General features: G+C 43.1%; 2 protein-coding genes and 1 pseudogene. 1 reads left to right on the forward strand and 2 read right to left on the reverse strand.

Annotated features, from left to right (window positions below):
- Positions 1 to 277: pseudogene (locus tag HMPREF3277_RS15070) on the forward strand (hypothetical protein); the annotation flags it as partial.
- A gap of 288 nt (positions 278 to 565) precedes the next feature.
- On the opposite strand, the gene HMPREF3277_RS12765 reads toward HMPREF3277_RS15070, so the two are convergent.
- Positions 566 to 922 (reverse strand): hypothetical protein, encoded by a 357-nt coding sequence (locus HMPREF3277_RS12765; protein ID WP_036492246.1) that lies wholly within the window; start codon positions 920 to 922, stop codon positions 566 to 568.
- Positions 923 to 924: 2 nt separating this feature from the next.
- Positions 925 to 1,839 (reverse strand): RHS repeat-associated core domain-containing protein (locus tag HMPREF3277_RS15685; protein ID WP_246830819.1); only part of this gene is annotated, 915 nt, incomplete at its 5' end.

The following is a 1,839-nucleotide window of genomic DNA, read 5'->3' on the forward strand; positions in this document are numbered from 1 at the left end:
GCTCGTCTTCGGAAACGAAGACGTCCCGCTCCCCTGCCGGGTCGAAGTCGGGATCGTTGTCGTGCAGACGGATGGAGGAGAATACGGGTTGGAAGTGTCGGCCGCTGCCGTCGTAAATGCTGTGCGGCAGTCCGTTATCGTCGTAGCAGAGGCGGATATGGCGGCCGTTGCGGTCGAGTTGGGCGACCAGTTGGAAAATGCCGCAGCCGGAATCGACTTCGGCAAACAGCAGCCGTGCGCCGCCGTCAGGGGAGGCGATTTGGTAGAGGTCGTCTGAAATTCGGTTTTCAGACGGCCTCTATGTTAACTGCTAATGAGATTGTTAAAGAACAAATGTTTCAGACGACCTCAAAGAAGATAGTGAGGCCGTCTGAAAAACAGAAACCGCGTGCGTGCATTCCGTACACACCCTAACATCAGAATTTGAAGGTTTTGTGCGGGGCGTGGAACCGTTTTGGGGCTTTGAAAAGCAGCCTGCACTTTTTCAGGTAGCCCGAAAGGGGGTGTGGGAAGCAATTGTCCACCCTACATCAGAATTGAAGGTTTCATCCAAACTACGGATTGCTTATTGCATATTATTTCCAATATATAATTTAATCTTCTCAAATTGCTCATTGGAACAATAAATGGAAAAAATATTCTTCCCACTCTGTTTATTCTGTGCAGATAAAATATTATTTTTATATTCAAAATAGATTCTACTTAATGGAATTGAACCCTTACCAATTTCACCATTACATGAAAAGGTAAAATTTATTTGATTAGCACTTATATTAATGCTTCCACATTCTTTTTTACTTCGTTGTTCGGCTAAAATTATTTTGAACCAACCTCCAAACCCTGGATCATAATGATAATTTGAAATATAAGGAGGAGTTGAAGATACCAAAATTGATGCTATTAATCCTGTTAAAATTTTCATGATTATTTACCTTTATTAAGCCTTCTAATTTTTCTTGCAAGCGAAGCGGGAGTAACCCAACCAGACATCTTCATTTCTTCTATGCCAGCAGCTTGACTCGTTCCATAAGCAAAACTTGCACATTGCCTGTTACGTAAGTTATAGCCAGAAGTTTCAGTATTTTTACTATTAAAATCATTTATGTAATTTTTAACCTTCACCATTTGTTTATCAGTTAAATTATAGCTTCTTGATACCAAATGTGAACTCCCCAAATGTGAAATATCATTGAAATCCATAGCTCCTCCCATATCACTCATAAGAATACTTGCAATATCTTTTGATTTATATCTAAATCCATCTCCATCAGGCCATTGTCCAATATATTGCGTTTTCCCATTTTCCTCCAAGCCAATAAACGCATGCCCTACAAAGTCACTAGGATCCGAGAAAATAGTTAATTTTCCCTCCAAACCTAACACATCCGTCCAACTCTGTATATTAGGAGCAAATCGATAAAGGTTACTACCCCCCAACAACCCAATCGGGTCCTGATTCACAAATCGCCCGGTCTCAGGCTCGTAATACCGCATCAGGTTGTAATGCAGCCCCGTCTCTTCATCATAATACTGGTTTTGCAATCTGAACGGCTGATGTGCATCCTTGTAAACCCGTTCATCCTTTTTCAGACGACCCCAGGCGGTGTATTCGCCGTACCATAAGAGATTGCCGTGGATGTCGGTCATCTCGCGCGGGATGCCGATTTGGTCGTTGTGGAAATAACTTAGGTATTGTTTGCCGTCTTTAGCGTTGTCAAAGATTTGCGCCAGCGGTTCGTAGCTGTCTTGGTCGGTGTAGATATAGGTGTAACAGCCTTTGTAGGTGTACTCCTGCAACAGGCGGCTGCCGTCCCAGACGAAGTGGGTGCGTTTCGGTTC

The sequence above is a fragment of the Neisseria sp. HMSC70E02 genome, from assembly GCF_001838645.1.
Classification (GTDB): domain Bacteria; phylum Pseudomonadota; class Gammaproteobacteria; order Burkholderiales; family Neisseriaceae; genus Neisseria; species Neisseria macacae.

What these genes read in the sequence shown, in the direction of transcription:
- HMPREF3277_RS12765 (WP_036492246.1), bottom strand. Translation starts at nt 922, where the DNA reads ATGAAAATTTTAACAGGATTAATAGCATCAATTTTGGTATCTTCAACT.